The sequence below is a fragment of the Acinetobacter sp. 12966 genome (genome assembly GCF_031196995.1).
GTDB classification, from domain to species: Bacteria; Pseudomonadota; Gammaproteobacteria; order Pseudomonadales; family Moraxellaceae; genus Acinetobacter; species Acinetobacter geminorum.
In genome coordinates this window covers 190,571-208,031 of sequence record NZ_JAVIMC010000010.1, presented here as the reverse complement: position 1 = coordinate 208,031, position 17,461 = coordinate 190,571, and the positions used below count along the sequence as shown (strand labels likewise).

Genomic DNA, 17,461 nt, shown 5'->3' with positions numbered 1-17,461 from the left:
AGTCACCCTTGTGACTACCGACGCAACTGGAAAGCAGAGCATTACCAAAAAGCCTTACTATTTTTCATCCAAAATTCTGGCAAAAGGCATAAATGAGTTTTCAGTAGATGTTGGTATTCCACGCTACAACTATGGACTCTATTCAAATGATTATGATGATGCCACTTTTGCCTCAGGTGCGATCCGATACGGCTACAGCAACTCACTGACCTTAAGCGGTGGTGCAGAAGCTTCAACAGATGGCCTGTCGAATCTCGGCACAGGATTTGCCAAGAATATTTTTGGTATTGGGGTGATCAATTCTGACATTGCAGCGAGTCAGTATAAAGATGAAAACGGTTACTCCGCCTTGCTGGGTTTAGAAGGGCGCATCAGTAAGAACATTTCATTTAACACCAGTTACCGCAAAGTATTTGATAACTATTTTGACCTAGCCCGTGTGTCTCAAGTGAGATATTTAAGAGATAACCAGATCAATGCCGAGTCACAGAACTATCTGAACTACAGTGCACTGGCAGATGAGATTTTTAGGGCAGGGATTAACTATAACTTTTATGCAGGCTATGGGGTTTATCTGGGCTATAACCAGATCAAATATAGCGATAACTCCTATAAGTTAGTGTCTACCAATTTAAGTGGAAGTCTGGATAAGAACTGGGGTTTTTATGCATCAGCGTATAAAGATTATGAAAACCATAAGGACTATGGGGTTTACTTTGCACTGCGATATACACCATCTAGTAAAGTGAATGCGATCACGAGTGTATCTAGTGACAGCGGTAGCCTACGGTATCGCCAAGAAATATTCGGATTATCAGCACCCCAAATTGGTTCATTTGGCTGGGGTGGTTATGTTGAGCGCGATCAGGATGCAAAAGAAAACAATGCATCGGTCTATGCATCTTACCGAGCTCGGGCAGCTTACCTGACAGGACGCTATAACCGATTTGGAGACAGCGATCAGGTTGCACTTTCAGCGACAGGATCATTGGTTGCTGCGGCGGGACGTATCTTTGCGGCCAATGAAATAGGAGAGGGCTATGCGGTTGTAACTAATGCCGGACCACAAAGTCAAATTATAAATGGTGGGGTCAATTTGGGAGAAACTGACAAGTCTGGAAGATTTCTGATTCCTAGTCTCATGCCATATCAAGTGAACCATATTTATTTAGATCCATCGTATCTTTCTCTGAATTGGAATGTTAAATCTACAGATCAAAAAACAGTCGTGGGTTACCGTCAAGGAACTTTGGTTGACTTCGGTGCTCATCAGGTCATTTCGGGATTAGTGAAACTGGTTGATCAAAGCAATTCACCGTTAATGCCGGGTTATACCGTTCGAATTAATGGTCAGAAAAATGGGATGGTTGGGTATGACGGTGAAGTATTTATTCCAAACCTATTGAAGCAAAACAAGCTTGAAGTCGATCTTCTAGATCATGGTTCATGCCAAGTTGACTTCACCTATAACAGCAATCAGTACTCAACTAAAAAATTGGGACCTTATGTATGTCATTAAATATTATGAATAAGGCTCAAATAGAGAGCTATAAGTTTTTTCGATTGTCTTTAAAATACTTTGTAGGCATTTGCTTATTTTATCTCGTTTATGCATTTTTTAGTCCGGCACATGCAGCTTGTACGGTAAGTGGGACCACAAATAACACTTTTACCTACACCGCAGCAAATATTAATAGTGATGCAACCGTAAACCTTTCAGGAACAATTACTTGTACGAATTTAGGACTTCCCCAGATTTCTAATTTCATGTGTATGAAAACCGTATTTACGGGAACCACAAATGCAATTAACAGTGTTTCATTACCGTATACGGTTACTGCAACTGTAGGTGGAGCTGGGTCTTCTACCACAAACCAAACCTCCAATGTGTGGTATGGCCCAGTAGCAACAGTCGCATCAAATAATATTGTGAGTTACTCGGTAAATATAAAAGTACCAGCTCGAACGGGGTCACTCATTGCATATCCTAAAGGAACATATACGGCTTCGGTTCGGTTGTATTGGGATATGGATCTTTTGGGTTTATCATGCGGTGATTTAATTGGTGGCTGGGATTCAGGTGATACATTACTAACAGCAAACTTTGTGGTACCAAGTATGTGCCAATTAAACTCTACCTCAACTGTAGATTTCGGCAATATTAATGATATTAGTACGACTAAGCAGGATTACACAGCGCAAGGAGCTGTAAATTCGACCTGTAATTTTGGAACGCCATATAGCATTTATTTAGGGGATGGCAATAACCGTATAAGCGGTGGATTTAGGCGTATGACCAATGGGAATAATGAATTTATTCCCTATCAGTTATATAAAGATTCTAACTATAGTACGGTGTGGGATGCTACAGGAGGCGTAACCAATGTTGGGGGAACAGGGGGAGTCTCAAAAACAGGTACAGGAAGCGCTCAAACGACTACTGTGTATGGAAAGATTCCGCAAGGCACTGCCATCGCAAGTAGACCTGGTGTCTATTCTGATAGTGTTGTCGTTACGGTGACTTATTAATCTTTCAAATTTATATGAGGAGCTCTTTTTATAGCAGAGCTCCCTATAATTCAAAGTATATTGCTTAAAAATTGTTAAGATATAAATAATAAAAATCAAATAATTCTTAGCTTTTGGAACTTGTTCGTCATCAAAAACAGTTTGACTTAAAAAAGCATTGTGTATATTTATTGGGTAGTTCTAAAAAAGAACTAGATAAAAGGCAATTAAAAATAAAGGTGAATAAATGTCGAATATTATTTTGCATCAATGGGAAATTTCCCCATTCTGTCAAAAAATTTCAAGAGTTCTGAAATTTAAAGGAATTCCATTTGACACAGTTAACTACAACGGCATTCTTGGAGCGAAAGTTCCTCTACTAAGTAAGGTGGGCAAAGTACCTGTCATTGATCATAACGGTCAGAGGATTCAAGACAGCACTCGAATCGCGCGCTATCTAGATGAAGCTTTTCCTGACACACCTCGGCTTTACCCTGAAGATCCAAATCAAAGAGCACTTGCAGAGCTGTGGGAAGATTGGGCAGATGAATCTCTTTATTTTTATGAAGTCTATTTACGCGTAAATGACTCAGAAGCTTTAAAAGAAGCGATTCGCATTAGTAGTATTGGTCGTCCAGCGTATGAAAAACCATTGGTAAAAGGTTTTATTTTGGCTGAATTAAAAACGCAGCTTTTCTTTCAAGGCTTAGGACGAATTAAAGCTGAAAATGTTGAAGAAGAGTTTATAAGACACCTCGACCGTATTGAGGAAGTTTTATCAAAAAGTGAATGGTTAATTGGAGACAGTCAAACTATTGCAGATATTGCCGTAGTTGCCCAACTCGGTGAAGTGATTCGCACAAGTAAAAAATTTGGTAAAGAAATTTTGGATCGCCCCTTTATTGCAGTATGGTATAAAAAACAAACAGGATGAAACGTCTATGACATCAGCAATATTAGATAAAAAGCGAGATTGTGCAGTTGTTATTGGCGTTGGGGCATCACAAGGTATTGGTGCAGCCGTGAGCCGTCTTTTTGCAAAAGAAGGCTTAAAAGTCTATGTAGCTGGACGTACATTCCAGAAAATTGAAGCAGTCGCCACCGAAATACATGCAAATGCAGGGGAAGCTGTCGCGTTCCGTTTAGATGCAGAAGATATACATCAAGTACAGGCCTTATTTGACACAATCACGAGTCAAAATGAGCGTATTAGTGTTGTTATTCATAACGTGGGAGGAAATATTCCCTCGATATTTTTACGCAGTCCACTGTCGTTTTTTACTCAAATGTGGCAATCCACTTTTTTATCGGCCTATTTAGTTTCTCAAAGCTGTCTAAAAATCTTTAAAGATCAAAATCACGGTACGCTTATTTTTACTGGAGCAAGTGCATCTCTACGTGGTAAACCTTTTTTCGCTGCTTTTACGATGGGGAAATCTGCTTTAAGAACCTATGCATTAAATCTAGCTCAAATCTATAAGACACAAGGCATACATATTGCTCATGTCATTATTGATGGAATGGTCAATGGCGATAGAGTGAATAAAGCATTGTTCGGTTTAGGGCGGTTAGCCCGTCTTACTCGTGGAACCGGCGGACTCAATATTGATGCAATAGCAGAAAACTATTGGATGCTTTACCAACAAACCCCACAACTCTGGACACATGAGCTGGATTTACGCCCTTATCAAGAAAAATTTTGAGAGACTAAAATGTTAAAAAAAATATTCCAAAAATTTCAAAAAAAGCAGGGCTGTGTTGTAGTGGCTGGTCATGACCTTCAACTGATTGAGCGTGATTTTGTAATTCTAGATAAAAACGCACATTTTCCATTACATCTTTATCAAGTTGTGCATGATTCAACCGCGCAAAAGATGAAAATACATTCTATAAATGATGGCGTGACAGCAGTACATTTAAATTTAGTGAATGCAGATCACTTAAAATGCTTATTGCGTTATATTTCAAAACACGGGCATACCATTGAACTCTGTGTATTTCAGCCGAGTTTTTCATCTTCGCCCAATATTGAAGCTTTATCTTTAGAAGAGATTGAACACAGTTGGCAGACCACAGGTTTAAGTGCTGTGAGTGTTGCTCAAGCTGTGATTAAGCCGATGCTTAAACAACAGCGGGGCACAGTTATTTTTCTTGGCGCGCCCTCTAGTCATTCGACCCATTACGATGTGTTAAGCCAAAGCATGTTTGCTAGCATTCGAGCTTTAGCGCAGTCATTGGCGAGAGAGTTTCAACCTAAAGGCATCCATGTTACCTATTGCATGGTTGAAAAATGGGAAGGGCAAGACCAGCACTTTAGCTCATCTCTCAAGCAAGTATGCCAACACATTTATCAACAACCTGATTCTGCATGGAGCCAAGAACTCAGCCTATCTTAAAGTTTTACTTTCGCATGTTCTTGAAATACAGTACTGAGCTGAAATGATCATAGAACAATAATTTCGGTAGTTTTTAAATGGTGAATATAAAGAGTTTTCAGCGAACTGTTCAGATCGTGTCGACCTTGGCAGCTTTTATGTGTATTTCTTCACTCGCCCAAGCATATCAATATGATCAAACTGCTCGTTTAGTTAACGAGCGTTTAGCTTATATGAAAGATGTAGCAGGTTATAAAGCAGAGCAGCATTTGCCGATTGAAGATTTAACTCAAGAAAAGAAAGTTCTCGATCAATCTCTTTCTGAAGCTGAATCTTTTGGTTTAAATAGCGAAACAGTAAAGCCATTTATTGTGACCCAAATGAATGTTGCGAAGGCAATTCAGTATCGATATCGCGCAGACTGGTTGTCGAGTCCAGAAACCAATTGGAAGCCACAAGATTTAGCAGAAGTACGTTTAAAAATTAGTTCTTTAAATACTGAGCTTCTAAAAAATATCGCTGTTGAACTTAAGAAAAATTATAATAAAGCGCCTCATGGCTGTAGCTATATGTGGCCTGTTCAGCATCCACAACTTAAAGAAGCCGACAAAAAAGCTTTATGTGTGGCACTAAATAAAATTAAGTTAAAAGACTGAAAACAATAATTATAACTGTAAAAGTTAACGCTACAGTTGAAGATGCCTACATGTTTTTGTTTGTGATTGATGGGGCAATGGTCCAGCTTTTGAGTGCAAATAAGATCGATGAAAGAGATAAATTATTAGAATATTTTATGTCGATGCTCGCTTAGATTGGTTAGTACTCTAAGGTTTAATTCTTATAAAAAAGCCCTCCGAAGAGGGCTTTTTATTCAATTTGGTTTAGCTTTAAAAGTCAAAAGAGGTTTGTAGATAGAACGTACGTGGCAGTCCTACATACTTACCGCCTGTAGAGTCTGTTGAGCGAGTAAAATATTGCTTATCAAAGACGTTCTTAATTCCACCAGCGATTTTTAAACCTTTAACTTGTGAACTTAAGTCATAAGAGGTACGTAGCGCAAAAGTGGTATAACCCGGAATATCTCCATATTTACCATCAGCAGTTTCTTCTGTTTGATAGATATTTTTATTGGACGGATTGTTTGGGGAATGCTGTTTAGATTGCGCAAACATATCAGCATTTAAAGACCATTTGTCTACTGTGTAACCTAACCCAACATTACCGACATGACGTGAGTAAAACGGTAGATCCTTATCTTTAAATTGACCAGCTTCAGCGACTGCTTTGGTGAAAGTATAGTTGCCATATACTTTTAAGCCTTCCAGTGCATCGGATAATTGACCGAAATCGTAGCTAATACCTGTTTCGACACCTTTGTGACTGGTTGCCCCTAAGTCTGTCCAGATCCCGTTATTACCAGCATCACGAACCAATGAAAGCTCTTTATCAAAATCTAGGTAGAACACCGTAAATTCGGCATTTAACCCATTACCGAGATATTTTGTTCCAATTTCATAGTTATTCGACTTTTCTGGATGTAAACCATCAGTTGTAGCAGCTGCAAATATTTTATTATTTTTTTTGTCTTCTTCAAGACGTGCCAATTGACTGTATTGCTGTGGACCGAAAGATACGCCTGCGTTTGCAAATATATTCCAGTTTTCATTTGCCGAGTACATCACAGACAAACTTGGTAAAAATTCATCAGAATCAATCTTTGGATGAACGGTATTAACAAGACCATTTTTGTCATAAACAGAAAAGTTATTATGAGTTTCAATTGATTCGAAACGAACACCCGGTGTGATGGTCCAACCACCGATTTCCATACGGTTATCGATATATACCGCATGTGCTTTGGTACCACCATCACTAATAGTACGTGGAGCAAAATCTGGGACGGATGAACCTGCTGCATAAGATGCAGTACGTCCGGCAAATTCAGAACTTTCTTCTTTTAGGTAGCGATAACCTACTGTTACTTCATTTTGCGTATTACCTAGTTGATAAATACGGGAGTAACGCGGTTCAATCGCATAGACCTTGTAATCACGTGGAGAAGAGTCGAGGCGTTTTTGTCCACCCTCTACTGTACTTTCAAGATTACTTGTACGGAAAGAGTCGATGTAGTAACTCAAAACTTCGAAGTTATTTTTTTCATCTTTATGGTTATAACGTAAAGAGACATCTGTACGTCGACCTGCAAAATAGTTTTTTTCACCAGAAGATTGATACGGGTTTTCAGCATATTGCGCCTGAGTTAAACCCTCTGGCATTTCGCCGCGACCTTCATAGTGATGCAGATTTAAAGCAACCGAGTCTTTATCATTAAATTGATAAGCAGACTTTAGCATTACATCATCGATATCAATTTTGTTGTTTGCTTCTCGATAACCGTTTCCTTTGGTCCCCGAATATAAGAGGGCAAGGCCTAATCCATTGTCTAAAGTTCCCCCCACAAATAAATTAGGGCTCAGTTTTACTTGGTCAGTACCAGAAGCATATTCTGAAGTTAGGCTAACAGTTCCGCTAAAATCTTGAGGAATTGATCGAGTAGCAAAGTTAATAATTCCGCCTACGTTTTGAGGCCCAAAACGAACTGACCCAGCACCACGTACAACGTCAACTGATTCAATATTTCCAATTGAAACAGGTGCTAAAGATAACTGTGGTTGACCATACGGTGCAAATGAAAGTGGAACACCATCAACAAGAACTGTTGAGCGAGGTGATAGGCGAGATGCTAAACCACGAACCCCAATATTGAGTGAAACATCACTACCACCTGTGCCACTACTGTCTTGAGCCTGAACTCCAGGAACTTGCTTTAGAGCTTCGCGCAGTGAAGTTGCCGCCGTTTCATCTAAACGATTACGGTCAATAATAGTTCGAGCGCCAGGATGTTTGTGAACAGTTTCAGCGTTTGCTTCTTCTAACCAGTTACCTTGTGCCTTAATAGTAATAGTCGGTAATGCACTAGTCGTTGTATCTTCAGCATGTGCAGGAAGTGCGAGATAAGTACAAGCAATTCCGATTGCATAGCTAAGCGTAGAAACTTTGAACTTAAAATTTGGTAGTGAAAGAGGGGTTGAGCGGTCCATGTTTATGTATCGAAATCCTAAACGATAATTATAATCATTATAGCGAAAAAGTAACAAAATTTTATAAATGTAAGTTAATTTTTTTAGGAAAACTAAACATAGCTTTTATTTAATCATTTTCACAGAACAGCCCTCCGAAGAGGGCTTCAAATCTATTTAAAAGTAGGTTGATTTAAGATTTTGTAGACCTTTTCTTTATATACATCATTAGAAATAACACCTTTATCTCGCTGTTGTTTTAGCGATCTAAACTGTTGGCCACGAATTTCTCTTTGAATACCCACATTATCATGATTTCTAATGTAGTAAAGGCTACGCTCATGATCACTCATATTCACTGTTTCATCAGTAAACGAAGAAGGCTTTGCTTCATTTTCTTGATATTGTTTTGCAATTTCAAAAAAATCTACGTTTTGAGAATGAGGAGAATTAAATGAATTTTGCTGTTCAGTCAGCTGATGGTTCTGAGTGTTAGCATTTACTTCAAGCATACTTTTATGCTGATTAAATTTAGGACGGTTATATTCTTGTTTCATTTGAAATGTGTTTGTTTCAGCAAATGCGGAAGAAGAAGAAAGCCCAATATTTAAAAATAAAAAAGTTAATAAAAATCTATTCATTTCTTTGGAAGTCCAATTGAAATTGAGTAAATCACTGTATTATAAAATTAAAATTTATTTTTTGAAGGTTTGACTTCAAAACTGTTTGATCAACTGGTAAATAATAAGATCTGTAGCGGAGCGTAAAAGCCAATTTAAAAGGCTTTTTACACTCGTTTTTTTAATGTCGTTTTGAATATTCTTCTTTCAATTTATCCAGAAAAAAAAAGAGGTTTTGATTCATTTCTTGATAGTCGTGATTTCGTAATTCTTCACGAGTATTCACAAATTTATAATTGTGAGCGTCATTTAACTCGACTTCTGATTGTTAAGTTAAACTAAATTATTCTGGTGTGACAATAGCAGTTCAATTTGTTAAATTGTGTAGCTTTTATCAAAGTAGACAAAATTTATGAAGACATTTTTAGTTATATCTTTATTGGGTTTTGGGCTGATTGGCTGTACTTCATCTCCATATAATTCTCAAGAAAATTATTTGAATAAACCTCCAATAGTTCCAGAGAATAAAGCTTTTAATAGTTTTAAAATACCTGAACACGGGATTTTTACTGATCGAGATGTATATAATATGAATATATCAGAAAATTCAAATCTGAATTTTCGTTATGAAGTTCCCTTTTGAAAATAAATCATTAATTTATCAATGGGTGGAGCAAAGGTGGCTTAACATCTTTGCTAACTCATAATAATCAATCATTAATACAACCTTTTGGGTGGTTTTTTAAATTTTAAACTGTTAAATTTTAATTATTGAAAACAAGGTATTTTAAATGCAAAACTTCACTATTATTGCTTCTTTATTTTTATTGGTTGGATGTACTACTAGTCACAAACAAATCACTCCTGTACAAGTGACTGATAATAAAATTGCTTCAGAAGCCGAAAAGTATAAAAAACAATATCAAAAGAAAACTTATAAACTATGGGAGATTCCAACATCTTCTTCAGGTATGAGTGCAAGTGTTAAAATATTTTTAAGTGATCGTGGTGAAATTGAGCAAATCATATTTTTAGATAAAGAAGAACAAAAATTTAAAACTAGTATTGAAAAAGCAATATGGCGTGCAAGTCCATTTGATTTACCTTCTAATCCTGAGGCAAGAAAGCAAGCAAGGAAATTTAATATGAAATTTCAAGTAAAATAAATGAGTTCTTTTTAAATGCTAAGAGCAAATTTATAATTTTAATGGAAATTAAATTTGCTCTTTAGAAGCTTTTTAATATTGAAATAGTGGATTAGTATGGGCTAGAAAGCCTAAAAGAAAAATTTTTCCTCCCTCCGAAAAAGGCAACATTTCTGTCTAGAAATAGAGTATGACATTTTATTTATAAATTAAAAGAATAAAAGTTTGTTACATTAATATCAAAAGGTAACATAAATAAAACTTTAACAAACTATGAAGTTATTATAGAAAATAAATAATTCAATAAGAGTTTTAGGAAAAATATGAGTGAATCAAAGAAACCTCATAATGAAAGTAAAGCTGCAAAGATTGTAGCGTGGTGTGTAATTTTATTTGGAATTGTTTTGGGAGTAGCCTTTATTTTATCGTATGGGCAAATCGAAACAAGAAATGATAATTTAGACATTATTCAAGTTTGGTTTACACAAATGGTAATAATAGGGCTTTTTATTATATTTAATGGCCTACTGTTCGGTTATTTACTTTTAAAAATTAGTAGTATTTTGTACCATCTTGAAAATAATAAAAGATAAAATTTTTTAACAAAATCAGTATCTATATTAAGTAGTGCTCAGATTTTATTTAAAATATTTTTAAATGGCATAAAAATTGAAAGTAAATTTTTCAATAACTCTTTCTATTTTGTAAAATAAAGATAATTGATTGGCATTTATTTGGCTAAGTGTGATGTGCTTCATTATGTAATTTCAAAAACCTTGTACTTCTTACATTTAGTTTATGAGTTTTACTCTATCTTACGTAAAAAAAGAATATTTTAAAGAAGTATATAAATATACGCATGAGAAGATAGGAGGTTAAGATGCCAAAATATCTAGCTATAGCAGATAAGGTTTATAAAAAAATTAAAAATGACAACTTGTTTTCTGATGATGTGATAGAAAATTTAAATTGTTTAGTTGGTCTTATTCGTAATGCGATAAAAGGTACTGAATTTAAATTAAAGTATAATTTTATCAATTTTGAAGATTGTTTAACCAAACCCCTTGAGCAATCATCGGTCAAAATTGATTTTAGCCTTATGCCTAAGTTTGAAAATGAAGGTGAGTTTATTTTGTGGCTTGCTGGATTTATTGAAAGAATCACTGATGGAGGTAAAGCTCATCTTCCTCCCATTTCTCAGTTGATTCCTCAAGGTTTTAGTATGGGGATTGAAAGCATTCCAGTAAATCCTTTATCCGCAAAAGAAGAAAATGCAGAAATGATTGTTAATTATTTTAAATCAGATGACTACATTAAAAATAATAAATTACTTTCTTAAAATATAAACAGTTATAAGTTCACTGTACTTTTATTTCTAACTGGTTAGAAATAAAAAACCGCCTTATAAAGGCGGTTTTTTTAGTGATATGTAACTTAAAATGTCTGTTACATAAATGATGATTGTTTCATGTTGAATGTATCAGCCAATTATCTGAGCATGGAATAACACAAGTTAATAAATAAAGGATGAATCTCATGATAGATGAAGAAAAACCCTTAAATTTTGACGATGATGAAGAGCCTCTTGATTTTTCAGATGAAGAATTTATCGATGATAAAAAAGAGGATGAGTTATATAACAGCATTACCAAAGATGGTTCCAGTGTAGATCCTGCCGATGATGGTGAGCGACACATTCGTCCTGAGGATGGTGATCCCATAGAAATTGAAGAATAATTCATAGCCCAATTTTATATTGGGCATTTTATTCTTTAGTATCTTAAATAGTTACCTAACGGTATGAGTGTAAATTATGCTGTCTATAGAGCGGATGTACACTCCCTATTTCAAGAGGATATACGCTTTGGATTACCGAAAAAAATAAAATAGTAGGGCATTAAATGCAAAAAATATTGGATTATCTCCGCAAGATTTTTAGTGCCAAATCTAGGTCAACTGTTGCGACAAATAGCTCGATTGCTACAGCAATAGACAATAGCGATGAGGAAATTGGTTTTGCAATTGATGAGTTGTCTCTCAGTCAAGTTGGCTTAAATCAAATCTGTAATTTTGAAGGTTTAAGGCTCAGTGCTTATGATGATGGCGTAGGTGTCTGGAGTATTGGTTATGGTACAACCAGATACCCAAATGGGTCGAGGGTTCAAAAAGGCGATACATGTACTCTTGAGCAGGCACAGGCATATATGCAACATGATTTGAAAATATTTGAGCGTGCAGTCAACAGCGCTGTAAAAGTTCCTTTAAAACAGAATCAATTCGATGCCTTGGTTTCTCTGACTTATAATATAGGGGTTAGTGCTTTTAAAAACTCGACTTTACTAAAAATGTTAAATTCAGGAGATTATAAAGGGGCTGCGAACCAGTTTGATGTATGGATAAACGCAGGGGGTAATCGTCTGCCTGGGTTGGTTAGACGTCGAGCAACTGAAAAGAAATTGTTTTTAGCTTCGTAGTTTTTTTAATTCTTTATAGGGTTTTATCAGAAAAGCCATTCCGATCTTTAATAAAATCTAGGCATAAAAAAGCCTGATGCTACGAATCAGGCTTCAGTATTCATCAACAATAGGAGTTGGTGAACAAGACCAATCTAACAGACCTGCTCAGTAAAGGCAAACCGAGGGTTGAATTGCTAAGTCAGATAAAAGTAATTTTTCCAAATCATACGTATTAAAAAAGCCCTTGCTCGAAAGCGAAGGGCTTAGTCATTCATTGATCTACCAATGAACTATATAAGGCTCATCTCATACTCAGGTCATTATATCTGAAATTGGAGCAACAGAGAAGGAAAGGGTAAAAATACCTTTCTTATTCTACCTAAACTTAATTTATTCAAGCATGTAATAAGTTACATCATTGGTAAATCAAGACACAAAACTTGCACTTTGCATTCTTAAGTATGTGGTATTTGTGTGTAGGCCTGATTGGATTGGCTTTGAAAATAGAACAATAGCCGCCTCTAAATTATTCAAGATAAAGTTTTGAACGAACATATTGAAGAGTCTGGTGCTGAATGTAAGCAAGGAAGTAGATATGAATTTGATTAGATTAAAAGAACTTTCATTGATGAGTAATGCTGTTTTGACACCTGAATTAAATAATTGGCCATGTGTTCAATTAGCAAATACAGACGATGCTTGCTCTCACAAGCAGAGAGATAGTTTTTCAGAACAATCTGATAAAAAATTTTATAAAGAATGGCGTAAAGAACAAAAGAAAATACTTAAAAGTATTCCGAGTAATGCTGTTTTACTCAGCATAAAAGATCCTATTTAGTTTAGATGTAAGGCAAATTTGTAAATATATCCATTTCAGAAATCAGCTTTATTTTATAAATTTTTCTAGTGTTAACTAAATATACACACTTAAACAATTAGTTGAAAAAAACTCCATAAGCTATCCGGATAGCATGCTAAGTTTTTCTCAATCATAAAAATTTAGAAAGGATTAAAACATGAAATTTTCCTACCAAGATCTTGCCGGAAATAATGTTGAAGTGGAGTGTGAAAGTTATATTCATATACCTTCAGGAACAGCAACAAAATCTACAGAGGGTGGTAATTATCATCTTAATGAAAACTTCAGTTTCTTTAAGAAAACTGAAGCTGATTCTATGCCCGTCTATCGATTTGCTATTGATCGTAATTCTAATGTTTTTAATAGCGATGAGCTTCCAGCATTAGCTCAAATTGGTACAGAATGGAAAAATTTAGATTAAATTTTTACTCAATATAAAACCCTCATTTGAGGGTTCTATATTATTTCTATGAGTTATTTCTTTTTAAATACAAGCAATAAGCCTATTAAAATTGCAATCATTCCTATTAAGCCTGCTAGCGGCAACTTGTTTTTCAAAATTAGAAAATCTAAAAGTGCAGTAACGACAGGCACTAAATAGAATAGGCTTGTCACATTTACAAGATTACCCTGATTTAAAAGCCGATAAAGTAAAAGCTGTGCAACTACAGAAATTAAAATTCCAAGAAATAAGACCGAAATAATCAGTTGTGAATTCCATGTTATTTCAAAATGTTCAAAGGGAACTATAAACAAGCAGACCACAAGACTGACTATATATTGTAATGGCAAGACATCTGTCGGGGCCTGTTGAATGTTCTTTTGCATTATGGCCCCGAAGGTTATACAGATTAGGGCAGTCAAGGCAAAGAATATACCGATTGGAGCGATAAAAGACATGGTCAGACTTTTCCACACTAAAAGTATGAGTCCGGCTAAAGCAATGAGTAAACCAAATAGCTTTTCTTTTTGTAAATTCTTTTCTAAAAGACAAAGCGTCAAGATTGGCTGTATTCCCATGATTGGAAATTAGGTCACAGTAATGAAAAAAATATTCTTTGTAGCATTCACTGGATTTGCTTTATTAGGTAGTGGTGCCGTGATGGCTAAAGCCGATGCTACATTAATAAAAGAAGCGACAAAAAATGTAGTCACAGTGTCTAAAGCAAAAACTTTAGATGATGAATCTGGAGTAACTTTGACGGGTAAAATCGTAAAGCATATTGCTGGGGATCATTTTGAGTTTAAAGATGCAACAGGCTCAATCGTAATTGATATTGATGATGACTTATGGAAGCCTCTCGAACTAAAAGCAGGAGATAAAGTACGCATTTTAGGAGAGGTAGACAAGCATAGAGTTAAACCTACCGATATCGAAGTTTTTCAAATTGAGCGTGTTAAATAAAAGCTGATATTTTAAGTAAATATTATTCAAAACCAATGAAAAAGAAAACTCCTATTTTTAGGAGTTTTCTTTTGAAGATAGTAAGTTTTTATTATTGCGTCGCATTAAAAGCCTCATGGTATTTGACATTCGCTTTTGGAATATTGCCCGAGAAAGTTAGAGCCTGAAAATACTCACTCGGTATATCAGGCAAAATCAGCTCAGGATAATTTTTAAAACCAAATCGGCTGTAATAGCGTGGATCACCTAAAAGAACGCATCCTTGTGCTCCGAATTGCTTTAACTTTTCTAGTGATTCCTTCATCAGAAGGGAACCAATACCATATCCTTGTTTATCTGGGTGAACTGAAATAGGGCCTAAACCATACCAACCTGTTTCACCTGAGCTAATTTCAACTGGAGAAATAGCAATATGTCCAATAATAGAGCTATCTTCAACTGCCACTAGAGAAATGGTGAGTTGTCCGTGGTTTCTTAAACTATTAACAATAAAATGTTCTGTATGACTTGTGTGCTCAGCATTTTGGAAAGCTGCTTTAGTTAGCTTTTCGATGGCTTCTATATCTTCAATTTGCTCATCACGAATAATAATATCCATTAAAAATTCTTCCAGATTTATGGATTAACCATACGCTTTAACTTTTAAATTCTTATTCTAAAAGAGAAAGGTAATTTAGATTTTTCAACATACTTTATTTGTTACTGGTTATAAAAAGCAACTATTACTCATCAAACTCATACATAAAGTAAAATTTTATGAAAATTATTTTTAATATAATTATTTAAAAATAATTTTGAGGGTCAAAAAATTGAGAGAAATCATTAAAACATTATTACTATCCACGCTCATTTCAGCTACTTCATTTACTATCTATGCAAAAAATATTGAGCAAAAAGTTAATTTTTTACAAGGTTCACCGCATACCACTTTAACTGGACAATTTCAGGGCTACAATGATGTGCGGTATAGAATTTATGCAAAAAAGGGCCAAATATTAAAATTTAATATTAATAGCCTTGGTAATTTAGCATACATTAATATTTTTGCACCGGGTACAAAGCCTGGTAAAGATAACGCATTACTGATTGGCTCAACCGTAGGTTTTAAAGGAGAACTTATTTTACCAACCGATGGTGATTATATTATTCAGGTTTATCAAATGCGTAATAGTGCTCGTAAAAATAAAACTGTCAAATATAATTTAGATCTCGAATTATTAAATAACGTAAAAAAATAATAACTGATGAAATTTACTAGCTCTCAAATGAGAACTAGTAAATTTGAAAACTGGTATATTACTAACTATTTCGTTAAGGAAAATGACTCATTAATGCCCGAGCTTTCAACAAACAGTTGATCGTGTGAAACGAGCAATATCGCACCTTCATAACTTTGAAGAGCATTAGCAAGTAACTCTCTAGATTCAATATCCAAATGATTTTCGGGTTCATCTAATAACAGAAGTTCTGGTGTAGGTTTTATTTGGCTAAGGGCCAATAAAGCTACTTTTAATTTTTCACCACCACTTAACTGAGACAATAGTTGAGTACCTTTATCACCGCGGATTCGAAGTTGACCTAGCAAATTTCTCCATTCGAGTTCTGAAAGTTCATTATTCATATGAGATAAATTTTCAATAACACTCATTTCATCGCATAAAAAGCTAAAGTTCTGGTCTAGATAGAAACACTCTACAGATAGGTGAATACTGTCACAGGGTTGATTGTTCTGTACATGAATTGCCTTAAGTAAAGTAGATTTTCCAATACCATTTTGTCCTTTTATGTGAATTTTTTGAGCTGCTTGTACAGCTAGATCGATGGGGTTTTGAGTACCATGTTTCAGTTTCAATTTTTTAATCCGCAGAATTTCACCAGATTTCTTATGAAAAGAAGGGAAGAAAAACTGTTGAGGTTTAACCGTTTCGAGAAGCAATTTCTTATCTTTTAAATCATTTTGACTGTTCGAAATTTGACGTTGATGTTGAGACTGTATAGTAGCAATGCTTTGGCCTGCTTGTTCCTTTTTAAAGTCGAGCAAAACTTTGGCTTGAGAATTTGATTCTCTTAATTTATTGCCAGCACGCTCACGTTTTTGAGCTTTCATTAATACATCATGTTGCTTTTGCTTCATGTGTTTAACTTCACGTTGATTCTGTTGAATAGATTGTTCTAGAGCTGCAATATTTGCTTGATACTGCCCATAAAATTTTTCATAGCTTCCGGTAGTGTGATGGAGGCCATGTTCATTTAAATGATAAATATGGTCAACTTCATTTAATAAAGCCCGATCATGGCTACTGAGAAGACTACCTGCTGGGTGTTTTTTTAAATGATCAATTAACCATTGTCTAGACTGCTGATCTAGATGATTACTAGGCTCGTCAAGTAATAGATAGTGGTCTGATTTTAAAAATAAACAGCTTAAAGCCAACTTGGTTTTTTGACCTTCACTTAAATTTTTAACTGGGAAATCTAAATCTGTTGGTAGACCAGCAGATTCTAAGAGGTTGTTCCATAAAGCGGGTAGGTCCCATTTACCTTCCAATAAATCGTAATCATCGAAGTTGGCATTACCTTGTTCAACTCTTTTAAAAGCGTCGTAAATATCTAAGATATCTAAGGCTTCAGCAATCGTCAGTGCTGTCAAACGATGCAATTGTGGTAAATAAGCATGTTTTACATGCCAAGATATTTGCCCTGATGTAACAACTGAATCTGATGTAAACGTTTGATTTAACAGTTGCATAAGCAAAGATTTGCCTTGGCCATTACGACCAATTAGGGCAGATACCTGATTCGATTCAAGACTAAAATTTAGATGCTTAAACATTACCTTTGAAGGGAACTCTAAGGTAAGTTGCGATATTACACATGCCTGCTGAGTCATAAAAAACCTCATAAATACAGGATGTACAAAATAGGAGAATGATAATTTTTAATAGAGACGGTAAATCACAAAAATAGTCTATTTTGCACATCAAAAAAAGAAAAAATTGATGAGAAAAAAGAC

The 17,461-nt window shown here is 35.2% G+C and carries 20 protein-coding genes and 4 pseudogenes; 18 read left to right on the top strand and 6 right to left on the bottom strand.

Going from position 1 to position 17,461, the window contains the following annotated elements; translation table 11 throughout:
* The 7 genes and pseudogenes from RFW85_RS02705 to RFW85_RS02675 form a co-directional block, all read left to right on the top strand.
* Positions 1–1,519: fimbria/pilus outer membrane usher protein (locus RFW85_RS02705; RefSeq protein WP_309171107.1), on the top strand; the 1,519-nt coding region annotated here is incomplete at its 5' end.
* Entirely contained in the window at positions 1,510–2,529 is a 1,020-nt protein-coding gene (locus RFW85_RS02700; RefSeq protein WP_309171106.1) for a spore coat U domain-containing protein, read from the top strand. The genes RFW85_RS02705 and RFW85_RS02700, both read left to right, overlap by 10 nt.
* 226 nt (positions 2,530–2,755) lie before the next feature.
* Positions 2,756–3,442 carry a glutathione S-transferase family protein gene (locus RFW85_RS02695; protein ID WP_309171105.1) on the top strand — a complete coding sequence of 229 codons (687 nt, stop codon included), beginning with the start codon at positions 2,756–2,758 and terminating at the stop codon, positions 3,440–3,442.
* A gap of 7 nt (positions 3,443–3,449) precedes the next feature.
* The gene (locus RFW85_RS02690; RefSeq protein WP_309171104.1) at positions 3,450–4,211 is read left to right on the top strand and encodes an SDR family NAD(P)-dependent oxidoreductase; all 762 of its coding nucleotides are present in this window, start codon (positions 3,450–3,452) and stop codon (positions 4,209–4,211) included.
* Positions 4,212–4,220: 9 nt separating this feature from the next.
* Positions 4,221–4,904 carry an SDR family NAD(P)-dependent oxidoreductase gene (locus RFW85_RS02685; protein ID WP_309171103.1) on the top strand — a complete coding sequence of 228 codons (684 nt, stop codon included), beginning with the start codon at positions 4,221–4,223 and terminating at the stop codon, positions 4,902–4,904.
* Positions 4,905–4,981: 77 nt separating this feature from the next.
* The gene (locus RFW85_RS02680; RefSeq protein ID WP_309171102.1) at positions 4,982–5,539 is read left to right on the top strand and encodes a chorismate mutase; all 558 of its coding nucleotides are present in this window, start codon (positions 4,982–4,984) and stop codon (positions 5,537–5,539) included.
* Between the two features lie 11 nt (positions 5,540–5,550).
* A pseudogene (locus RFW85_RS02675) lies at positions 5,551–5,694 on the top strand (TetR family transcriptional regulator); the annotation flags it as partial.
* 76 nt (positions 5,695–5,770) lie between these two features.
* Here RFW85_RS02675 and RFW85_RS02670 read toward each other — a convergent pair.
* The 3 genes and pseudogenes from RFW85_RS02670 to RFW85_RS02660 form a co-directional block, all read right to left on the bottom strand.
* Complete coding sequence (locus RFW85_RS02670; RefSeq protein ID WP_170248140.1) at positions 5,771–7,984, bottom strand: TonB-dependent siderophore receptor; 2,214 nt, start codon at positions 7,982–7,984, stop codon at positions 5,771–5,773.
* Between the two features lie 152 nt (positions 7,985–8,136).
* Entirely contained in the window at positions 8,137–8,604 is a 468-nt protein-coding gene (locus tag RFW85_RS02665) for a hypothetical protein (protein ID WP_170248141.1), read from the bottom strand.
* Between the two features lie 160 nt (positions 8,605–8,764).
* Positions 8,765–8,908 (bottom strand): annotated as a pseudogene (locus RFW85_RS02660) (glutamine amidotransferase); the annotation flags it as partial.
* Between the two features lie 87 nt (positions 8,909–8,995).
* Between RFW85_RS02660 and RFW85_RS02655 the strand changes: the two are divergent.
* The 8 genes from RFW85_RS02655 (at position 8,996) to RFW85_RS02620 (ending at position 13,464) form a co-directional block, all read left to right on the top strand.
* Positions 8,996–9,226, top strand: coding sequence for a hypothetical protein (locus RFW85_RS02655; RefSeq protein WP_309171101.1), 231 nt, complete (start codon positions 8,996–8,998; stop codon positions 9,224–9,226).
* Between the two features lie 148 nt (positions 9,227–9,374).
* Positions 9,375–9,749 carry a TonB C-terminal domain-containing protein gene (locus RFW85_RS02650; RefSeq protein WP_309171100.1) on the top strand — a complete coding sequence of 125 codons (375 nt, stop codon included), beginning with the start codon at positions 9,375–9,377 and terminating at the stop codon, positions 9,747–9,749.
* Between the two features lie 302 nt (positions 9,750–10,051).
* Entirely contained in the window at positions 10,052–10,321 is a 270-nt protein-coding gene (locus RFW85_RS02645) for a hypothetical protein (protein WP_309171099.1), read from the top strand.
* Positions 10,322–10,608: 287 nt separating this feature from the next.
* Positions 10,609–11,067: a hypothetical protein gene (locus tag RFW85_RS02640; RefSeq protein WP_170248144.1), complete on the top strand. Its 459-nt coding sequence runs from the start codon at positions 10,609–10,611 to the stop codon at positions 11,065–11,067.
* Between the two features lie 197 nt (positions 11,068–11,264).
* The gene (locus tag RFW85_RS02635; RefSeq protein ID WP_199993413.1) at positions 11,265–11,465 is read left to right on the top strand and encodes a hypothetical protein; all 201 of its coding nucleotides are present in this window, start codon (positions 11,265–11,267) and stop codon (positions 11,463–11,465) included.
* A gap of 164 nt (positions 11,466–11,629) precedes the next feature.
* The gene (locus RFW85_RS02630; protein ID WP_170248146.1) at positions 11,630–12,202 is read left to right on the top strand and encodes a lysozyme; all 573 of its coding nucleotides are present in this window, start codon (positions 11,630–11,632) and stop codon (positions 12,200–12,202) included.
* A gap of 577 nt (positions 12,203–12,779) precedes the next feature.
* A complete protein-coding gene (locus tag RFW85_RS02625; RefSeq protein ID WP_170248147.1) occupies positions 12,780–13,022 on the top strand; it encodes a hypothetical protein in 243 nt (80 codons plus the stop codon).
* 178 nt (positions 13,023–13,200) lie between these two features.
* Positions 13,201–13,464, top strand: a complete 264-nt coding sequence (locus tag RFW85_RS02620) for a hypothetical protein (RefSeq protein ID WP_170248148.1) — start codon at positions 13,201–13,203, stop codon at positions 13,462–13,464.
* 53 nt (positions 13,465–13,517) lie between these two features.
* On the opposite strand, the pseudogene RFW85_RS02615 reads toward RFW85_RS02620, so the two are convergent.
* Positions 13,518–14,066: pseudogene (locus tag RFW85_RS02615) on the bottom strand (DMT family transporter); the annotation flags it as partial.
* Positions 14,067–14,085: 19 nt separating this feature from the next.
* Here RFW85_RS02615 and RFW85_RS02610 point away from each other — a divergent pair.
* Positions 14,086–14,448: a NirD/YgiW/YdeI family stress tolerance protein gene (locus RFW85_RS02610; RefSeq protein ID WP_170248152.1), complete on the top strand. Its 363-nt coding sequence runs from the start codon at positions 14,086–14,088 to the stop codon at positions 14,446–14,448.
* Between the two features lie 91 nt (positions 14,449–14,539).
* Here the strand turns inward: RFW85_RS02610 and RFW85_RS02605 are convergent, their stop codons facing one another.
* Positions 14,540–15,046: a GNAT family N-acetyltransferase gene (locus RFW85_RS02605; protein ID WP_170248153.1), complete on the bottom strand. Its 507-nt coding sequence runs from the start codon at positions 15,044–15,046 to the stop codon at positions 14,540–14,542.
* Between the two features lie 54 nt (positions 15,047–15,100).
* On the opposite strand from RFW85_RS02605, the pseudogene RFW85_RS02600 reads away from it, so the two are divergent.
* Together RFW85_RS02600 and RFW85_RS02595 are read left to right on the top strand one after the other, a co-directional pair.
* Positions 15,101–15,221: pseudogene (locus RFW85_RS02600) on the top strand (hypothetical protein).
* Positions 15,222–15,257: 36 nt separating this feature from the next.
* Positions 15,258–15,686, top strand: coding sequence for a DNA breaking-rejoining protein (locus tag RFW85_RS02595; RefSeq protein ID WP_170248154.1), 429 nt, complete (start codon positions 15,258–15,260; stop codon positions 15,684–15,686).
* A 65-nt stretch (positions 15,687–15,751) separates the two neighbouring features.
* Here RFW85_RS02595 and RFW85_RS02590 read toward each other — a convergent pair whose 3' ends face one another.
* On the bottom strand, positions 15,752–17,338 hold the full coding sequence (locus tag RFW85_RS02590) for an ATP-binding cassette domain-containing protein (protein WP_216076513.1): 1,587 nt from the start codon (positions 17,336–17,338) through the stop codon (positions 15,752–15,754).
* Positions 17,339–17,461 lie beyond the last annotated feature (123 nt).